Source organism: Micromonospora sp. NPDC051006 (genome assembly GCF_044456245.1).
In the GTDB taxonomy this organism is placed as follows: domain Bacteria; phylum Actinomycetota; class Actinomycetes; order Mycobacteriales; family Micromonosporaceae; genus Micromonospora.
The window spans coordinates 545,206-552,073 of record NZ_JBITFP010000002.1 but is presented as its reverse complement, the minus strand read 5'-3'; the positions used below and the strand labels follow the sequence as shown (position 1 = coordinate 552,073).

The window sequence follows — 6,868 nt, the reverse complement described above, 5'->3', positions numbered from 1 at the left end:
CAAAGGCACGAAGCCAGTCAGAGCAAGAGTCACGTCCGCTGCCGCCGACCATCAGCCCATCATCTGCGGACCGACCCGGCCAGCCTCACAGTCAGCGCAGCCCGAGGGCGTCACCCAGCCGGTCGAGGAAGCGCCGGTCGGCCGGGGCCGTGACGGCGATCCGCGCGGCTCCCGCCGGCACCGCACGGCAGACCCGCGCCGCCACCGACTGCACCCACTGGCGGTACGCCGCCGAGTCGGCCGGGTCGGCCCGCCGGTCGAGCACCCGTACCACCGCCCGACAGGCCGCGAGCAGGTCCACCAGGTCGGCGGCCCGGTCGCCGGAGGTCGTGGCGCTGTCGTGTCGGGCGTAGATCGCGGAGACCACCGCGCGGATCAGGTCGCTGTCGAAGGATCGGCCGGCGGCCACCGCGTCCAGGCCGGCCAGTCCGTCAGCGACCCCGCGCGGGGGTCGACCGGGACCGGACGCGGTGGCGGCGACGATCACCCGGCCGGGCAGGTCGGTGAGCAGATCCCACTCGTCGGCGGAGTAGCCGGCGGTGGTCAGCGGTGCGGCGCGGGGGCCGGCAGAGGGCGGCTCTCCTGCGACGGAGTGGCTCATGGGGACCTCCGGCGCCAGCATATTGCCCCGGATCGCGAAAAGAGCCCTCTTCCCACCGGAACACGGCGGGAAGAGGGCTGGACGCTGTCGCGGGCCCCGGCGCGTCAGCGCGGCTCGGGAAAGCTCGGCCGCTCCGGGTCGACTCCCTCGGGAACCGTGCTGGCCGCGTACTCCCGCTTCGGGACCATGACCCGGCGGCGGAAGACGCAGACCATGGTGCCGTCCTGGTTGTAGCCGCGGGTCTCCACCGACACCACGCCCCGGTCCGGCTTGGAGTTCGACTCCCGCTTGTCCAGCACGGTGGTCTCGCCGTAGATGGTGTCGCCGTGGAAGGTCGGTGCGACGTGCCGGAGCGACTCGACCTCGAGGTTGGCGATCGCCTTGCCGCTCACGTCGGGCACGGACATGCCCAGCAGCAGGGAGTAGATGTAGTTGCCGACCACCACGTTGCGCTTGAACTGGCTGGCGGACTCCGCGTAGTGGGCGTCCATGTGCAGCGGATGGTGGTTCATGGTGAGCAGGCAGAAGAGGTGGTCGTCGTACTCGGTGACGGTCTTGCCCGGCCAGTGCCGGTAGACCGCGCCGACCTCGAACTCCTCGTAGTAGCGGCCGAACTGCATCCTGGTCCCCTTCGACGGGCGGCGATGGAGTTCGGCACAGCATGCCTTATCGAGGGTTAAGGCGATCCCCGGGGCGCGGGCCGTGCGGGAAAGTCACACCGGCCACATCTGGGGGGAGACGCAATGAGCGGCGGGGCCCTCCCCGGCACCCGCCGCCCACGCTCTGATGAGAAAGATTCTGCCGTACGCCCGTCCGGCACCGACAGAGACAGAGGTCACATTTATACTTTTGTAACACTACGCACAGTTACCGTCGGCGGCTTGGGGAGCGATCTTCGCAGGCCGGATAGCCCCTTGTCAGGCATCAAGTTACCGATTCGTTCCGGTCAATACTGTGGATCATGCTGGAAACGCTCCCATCACGGCTCGTCACGCAAGTGCGACGTGCACTTGCGTTCCGCAGGGCGAGCCCGGACAGACACGGGTCGATGACTCATCGTGGCCGAGTGCCCGCCACGTCACAGGTTTCGCCTGCGCTTGGGCGGGAATGCGACACGGTCAGCCCTGGTTCTACGGGACGTAGGTAATCCGCGGTGATCGGAGAGAGTGCAAATGGCTACCGTTGAGCTGACCACGGCGAACTTCGACGAGGTGACCGGCGACGACGGCATCGTGCTGGTCGACTTCTGGGCCGACTGGTGTGGTCCGTGCAAGCGATTTGCCCCGGTCTACGAGCGCTCCTCGGAGAAGCACCCGGGCATCGTCTTCGGCAAGGTCGACACCGAGGCGCAGCAGGAGCTCGGCGCCAAGTTCGACATCCGGTCCATCCCGACCATCATGGCGATCCGCGACGGCGTCATCGTCTTCGCGCAGCCCGGCGCCCTTCCCGAGTCGGCGCTGGAGAACCTGATCGAGCAGGTCGAGGCGCTCGACATGGATGACGTCCGCAAGCAGCTGGCCGAGCACAAGCACTGAGCCGGCGACCCGCACGGCACTGACGGCCGGGCCCCCGATCCGGGGCCCGGCCGTCGTCGTCTCGGCCGGGCCGGGCAGGCAGGTCAGGTATGGCCGTCAGAGGGACCCGGGCCCCGCAATGTTTCCCGTATCGTCACGATCCGATGGAAACGTTGACAACCCGCGGACGGGCCGCCCGGCTCGGCGTCACCGCGCTCGGCCTGGCCGTACTGCTCGCCGGCACGGTGTGGGGCAGCGACGACGACTTCCCGTTCGGCCCCTTCCGGATGTACGCCACCTCCAACCCGCCGAACGCGCCGGCCCCGGACACCCGGGTCGAGGGGGTGGACGCCACCGGTGCGGTGGTGAGTCTCGGTCAGGACGCGACCGGCATCCGCCGAGCCGAGATCGAGGGCCAGCAGGGCCGGTACGCCGCCGAGCCCGCGCTGCTGGCCGAGGTCGCCGACGCGTACGCCGAGCGGCACCCGGCCGCCCCCGAGCTGGTCGAGGTCCGCATCGTGATCCGCTGGTTCGGCATCGAGGGCGGCCGCCCCACCGGCCGGCACACCGACGAGACGGTGGTCCGCTGGCAGGCTCCGCGATGAGCCGCTGGTTGACCGAGCCGGTCCCGCGCGGCCGGATCGCCGCCTTCCGGACCCTGATCTACCTCTTCGTCGCCGCCGATCTGGTGTTCTTCACCCCGTGGGTACGCACCCGGGTGAGCGTGCCCGGCGACCTCTACCAGCCGCTGCTGATCGGCCGCCTCCTGCCGCTGCCGACGCCGACCCCGGCGCTGGTCGCGGTGATCTTCTGGGCCCTGCTGCTGCTCTCGCTGCTCGCCGCGACCGGGCGGGCGCCTCGGCTCCTCGGCTGGTCGGTCTGCGCGCTGTACCTCGAGTGGATGATCATCGCGATGAGCTACGGCAAGGTCGACCACGACCGCTTCGGCCTGCTCGTCGCGCTGGCCGTGCTCCCGACCGCCGGAAGGGCCCGGCACGGCGACGCCACCCGGAGCGAGGCCGGCGGTTGGGCGCTGCGGGTCACCCAGATCGCCGTGGTGTGCACCTACTTCCTGGCCGCCTGGGCGAAGCTACGTTTCGGCGGCCTGGACTGGCTGACCGGTTCGGTGCTGGCCCGGGCGATCATCCGGCGCGGCACCGAGTTCGCCGACCTGATCGCCCAGGTGCCCTACCTGCTGATCGTCGCCCAGTTCGGAATCGTCGCGTTCGAGCTGGCCAGCCCACTGGTCTTCCTGCTGCCCGAGCGGTGGCGGCACGCCATGGTCGGCTTCTTCTACTCGTTCCACGCGGTCACCATGGCGACCATCACCATCTCGTTCGCCCCGCACCTGGCCGCGATGACCAGCTTCCTGCCGCTGGAGCGGGTCCGCCCGGTCGAGTGGCTGCGCCGGCTCCGGCGCCGCGGCTCACCGGCCCCCGTCGGCCAACTCGGCGAGCATCCCCTCACAACTGCGGACCACCACCTGCGCCCCGCGCCGCTGGGCCAAGCGGAGTAGAGGGTCCTCGGCCCGGTCCCGCCAGCGCCACTGCGCGTCGGCGGCGACCTCCCAGAGCCGCTGCACACTGGCGTCGTGCTCGACACCGAGCCGGGCGGCCAGCCCTACGCCGTCGCCACCCACCAGCCGCCGCGCCTCCGCGGCGATCTCGGCGTCGAAGCCGAGCCGCGCGTCCCGTAGCGCCGCCAGCATGCGCAGCTCCTGGAACTCGTGCGCCCCGGCGAGGATCTGTTCCACGCTGCTGAGCAGCTCCCCGGTGCCCGGGCCGGGCTCGGCCCGGGCCAGCGCCTCGACCGCCGCCAGGGCCGAGCGCGACTTGAGCGTGTCCCGCCGGTCGACGAAGAAGCGGGTCACCGACTCGCGCAGCTCGGCCAGGCCGCTGCGGCGGATCAGTTCGGCCGAGAGGGTGGCCCGGCTGTCACAACCGGTCCGCACCAGCGTGGCGGCCAGCCGGACGCCGAACAGGCCGAGCCGGTCCAGCAGGCCGGCGCGTAGCTCCGCGTCCAGCGGCACCGGCAGCGCGCCGCGGAGGAAGCGGTCCGCGGAGAGCAGGTGCGCCTCCAGCTCCGGGCGGGGCACCGCGGCCAACTGGGCGAGGGCCGCGAAGTCGGACTCACTGAGCACCCGACCGGCCAGCCCGATCAACCCGCTGCACGGCACCACCGCGACACTGAGGGCGTTCACCCGCGGGTCGCGGTAGTGCCGTCGGGCGAGCTGCCGCGCGGTGAGCAGCGCATCGATCTTGCCCCCGCCGGTCTCGTCGGCCCGGGACAGCAGCATGATCACGTTCACCGGGGCGGCCTGCCCGACCGCGCTCTCCCGGCCGGACTCCAGCACCCGCAGGTCGGTGCCGCGCCCGTCCCGCGTCAGGTAGATGACCGCGTCCGCGTCGCGCAGCACCCGGTCCATCACCGGTGAGCGGCCGTGCTCGCCGGGCTGACCGACCGCCGGCGTGTCGATCAGGGTCACCTGCCGCAGCGCCCGGGTGGGCCAGCGCACCACGATGTCGCGCAGTTCTCCGGCCCGCCAGCCGACCAGGTCGACCCGCATCCCGGTCGCCGACTTGGCCATCGCCAGCTCCTGCGGCGGATGGCTGGCCGAGTATCCGGTCGCCCGCGGTTGCGGGCCGTCCTCGTACCAGGTGAAGACGGCACTGCCGTCGGCCCCGACGACCGGGGCCACCTCCTCGCCCATCAGCGCGTTCAGCAGCGTCGACTTGCCGGCGCGCCACGGGCCGGCGATGGCGACCCGCAGTGGCTGCTCCAGCCGGGCCAGCTGACGACGCAGGTGACCGGTGGCCCGGGGATCGTCCCGATAGAGCTGCAACGCCTGGTGCAGCAGCCCCCACACCGCCTCGTCCAGGCGCAGGCCGAGGGTCATGACCGGGGCTCCAGCGGGGCCGGGGCCGGCCGGGCGCCGGTCAACTGCTGGGCCTGTTCGTAGAGCGCGGCCAACCGGGTCATCTTCAGCTTGATCTCGCGCTGACGCTGGTCACGCACGGCCGCGTCGGTGTCGGCGGCCTGCTTGGCGCTCCGCAGCGACTGGACGATGGCCTCCTGCAACTCGTCGGTGAGCGCGGTGAAGTGGTCCCGCAGCATCCGCTGCACCTGGCGGGCGGCGTCCCGGCAGTCCTTGGTCATGCGGACGAAGAAGTCGTCGACGTGCCGCTGGATCGCCGTCTTCACCGTCGCCTGCCGCCGGCGGAGCAGCTGGCGGCTCTCGTCCCGGATGCTCTTGCCACCGAAGAGCGCGCCCGCGCCGATCGAGACCGGATTGATCATCGGCATACCGGCCAGCGTCAGCGCCAGGCCGAACATCAGCAGGCCGCCGTACGACCCCTTCATGCCGGTGATCACCTTCTGGGTGGCGGTGAACCGGTCGATGCTCGGCCGCTCGATGTCCGGCAGCCGATCGACCAGATCCTCCGGCACCGTCATCGACCAGGGTGGCAGCACGTCGTAGCCGTATCGGGCGAAGTTGCCGGCCACCCGCCGGGCGGCGTGGTCGCAGCGCTGCGCCAGCCACTCGTGGTTGGCCTCCGCCGCCTCGACCAGGCTGCGGCTCAACCACTCCTGGAAGGTCTCCCAGGCGACCAGCGGGTCGGCGGTGTCGAAGGCCTCGTCGACCGTCCGCAGGATCTGCCGGGTGCGGTCACGCAGGTCGTACTCGATGTCGGAGAGCAGGTCGGCCATCTCGTCGTTGAGCGTGTTCTGCCAGCGGGTGGAGCACCGGCGCAGCTCGTCCACCTCGCGCTGGGCCGCGTGCAGCCGGGACATCGGCCCGGACTGCTCCTCGGCCCGCTGGCTCTCCAGCTCGGCGCGCAGCGGCGCGGCCAGCTGCTCCACCACCGTCCGGGCGGTCAGGCCGACCGCGGCCCGGGCCAGCACGTCGGCCTTGCCGGCCAGGTCCCGCTGGAGCCGCCCGATCAGCGCCGGGAAACCCGACTCGGCGTTGAGCCCGCGGTCGTCCGCGGTGGCCGCACGCAACCGCAGCGCCGCCGACACCGGGATCAGCGCCGCCGGCACGCCCGCCTCGGCCAGGTGCCGCCGGTTGCGTTCGGCGACCACACGCCAGTCCGGCACCAGGTCGATCTTGGTCTGCACGACCACCACGTTCGGGTGCGACCGGGTGACGTGCAGCAGCAGGTTCAGCTCGGCCACCGAGAGTTCCCGGGTCGAGTCGGAGACCACCAGCACGGCGTCCGCCCGGCTCAGGCCGGCGACAGAGCCGGCGCCACCGAGCGCGGCCACCTCGTCGCTGCCGGGGGTGTCCACCAGCACGAGTCCGCCGGCGAGCAGCGCGCGCGGCAGTCCGATCTCGACGTACGCCGGCCCGCCGCCCGGCCGGCGGCCGAGCGTCCCGGCCACGCCGGCCGCGATCCGGTCCAGCGGCACCGGGGTCCGCTCGACCGCCCCGGGGAGGGTGCCGCCGCCGGTCCGGTCGGGGGTGGGAGGGGGTGCCTGAACCACCGCCACCGAGGGTTCCTCGGCGTGCTGCACCACCGTCGGCAACACCGTGGTGCGACCGTCGCCGACCGGGCAGACCGGCGCGTTGACGATCGCGTTGACCAGCTGGCTCTTGCCCTGGTTGGGCTCGCCCACGACCAGCACGCGCAGGGTCGGGTCGAGCAGTTGGGCACGCTTGTGCCGGACCGCCTGCAGCAGGTCGCCGCGCCCGTGTTCCCGGCACGTGCGGGCGATCCCGTCGAGCACGTCCAGCCAGATCCCCGCCATCACC

The 6,868-nt window shown here is 72.1% G+C and carries 7 protein-coding genes; 3 read left to right on the top strand and 4 right to left on the bottom strand.

Annotation, left to right across the window (positions count from 1 at the left end; all coding sequences use genetic code 11):
- Nucleotides 1–91: 91 nt before the first annotated feature.
- Entirely contained in the window at nucleotides 92–622 is a 531-nt protein-coding gene (locus tag ACIBBA_RS06325; RefSeq protein ID WP_396694294.1) for a hypothetical protein, read from the bottom strand.
- A gap of 83 nt (nucleotides 623–705) precedes the next feature.
- Nucleotides 706–1,221 carry a MaoC family dehydratase gene (locus ACIBBA_RS06320; protein ID WP_357048121.1) on the bottom strand — a complete coding sequence of 172 codons (516 nt, stop codon included), beginning with the start codon at nucleotides 1,219–1,221 and terminating at the stop codon, nucleotides 706–708.
- A gap of 552 nt (nucleotides 1,222–1,773) precedes the next feature.
- Here ACIBBA_RS06320 and trxA point away from each other — a divergent pair.
- From trxA to ACIBBA_RS06305, 3 genes are all read left to right on the top strand, one after another.
- Nucleotides 1,774–2,136: a thioredoxin gene (gene trxA, locus ACIBBA_RS06315; RefSeq protein ID WP_350867576.1), complete on the top strand. Its 363-nt coding sequence runs from the start codon at nucleotides 1,774–1,776 to the stop codon at nucleotides 2,134–2,136.
- A gap of 143 nt (nucleotides 2,137–2,279) precedes the next feature.
- Nucleotides 2,280–2,720, top strand: a complete 441-nt coding sequence (locus ACIBBA_RS06310) for a hypothetical protein (RefSeq protein ID WP_357048115.1) — start codon at nucleotides 2,280–2,282, stop codon at nucleotides 2,718–2,720.
- Complete coding sequence (locus tag ACIBBA_RS06305; RefSeq protein WP_396694292.1) at nucleotides 2,717–3,631, top strand: MFS transporter permease; 915 nt, start codon at nucleotides 2,717–2,719, stop codon at nucleotides 3,629–3,631. Before ACIBBA_RS06310 ends, ACIBBA_RS06305 begins: the two co-directional genes overlap by 4 nt.
- Here ACIBBA_RS06305 and ACIBBA_RS06300 read toward each other — a convergent pair.
- Nucleotides 3,542–5,011 carry a GTP-binding protein gene (locus tag ACIBBA_RS06300; RefSeq protein WP_396694290.1) on the bottom strand — a complete coding sequence of 490 codons (1,470 nt, stop codon included), beginning with the start codon at nucleotides 5,009–5,011 and terminating at the stop codon, nucleotides 3,542–3,544. The genes ACIBBA_RS06305 and ACIBBA_RS06300 overlap by 90 nt on opposite strands.
- Nucleotides 5,008–6,864 carry a dynamin family protein gene (locus ACIBBA_RS06295; RefSeq protein WP_396694340.1) on the bottom strand — a complete coding sequence of 619 codons (1,857 nt, stop codon included), beginning with the start codon at nucleotides 6,862–6,864 and terminating at the stop codon, nucleotides 5,008–5,010. Before ACIBBA_RS06295 ends, ACIBBA_RS06300 begins: the two co-directional genes overlap by 4 nt.
- Nucleotides 6,865–6,868 lie beyond the last annotated feature (4 nt).

Coding starts and splice junctions, on each gene's coding strand:
- ACIBBA_RS06325 (WP_396694294.1), bottom strand. CDS start 622: ATGCTGGCGCCGGAGGTCCCCATGAGCCACTCCGTCGCAGGAGAGCCG.
- ACIBBA_RS06320 (WP_357048121.1), bottom strand. CDS start 1,221: ATGCAGTTCGGCCGCTACTACGAGGAGTTCGAGGTCGGCGCGGTCTAC.
- trxA (WP_350867576.1), top strand. CDS start 1,774: ATGGCTACCGTTGAGCTGACCACGGCGAACTTCGACGAGGTGACCGGC.
- ACIBBA_RS06310 (WP_357048115.1), top strand. CDS start 2,280: ATGGAAACGTTGACAACCCGCGGACGGGCCGCCCGGCTCGGCGTCACC.
- ACIBBA_RS06305 (WP_396694292.1), top strand. CDS start 2,717: ATGAGCCGCTGGTTGACCGAGCCGGTCCCGCGCGGCCGGATCGCCGCC.
- ACIBBA_RS06300 (WP_396694290.1), bottom strand. CDS start 5,011: ATGACCCTCGGCCTGCGCCTGGACGAGGCGGTGTGGGGGCTGCTGCAC.
- ACIBBA_RS06295 (WP_396694340.1), bottom strand. CDS start 6,864: ATGGCGGGGATCTGGCTGGACGTGCTCGACGGGATCGCCCGCACGTGC.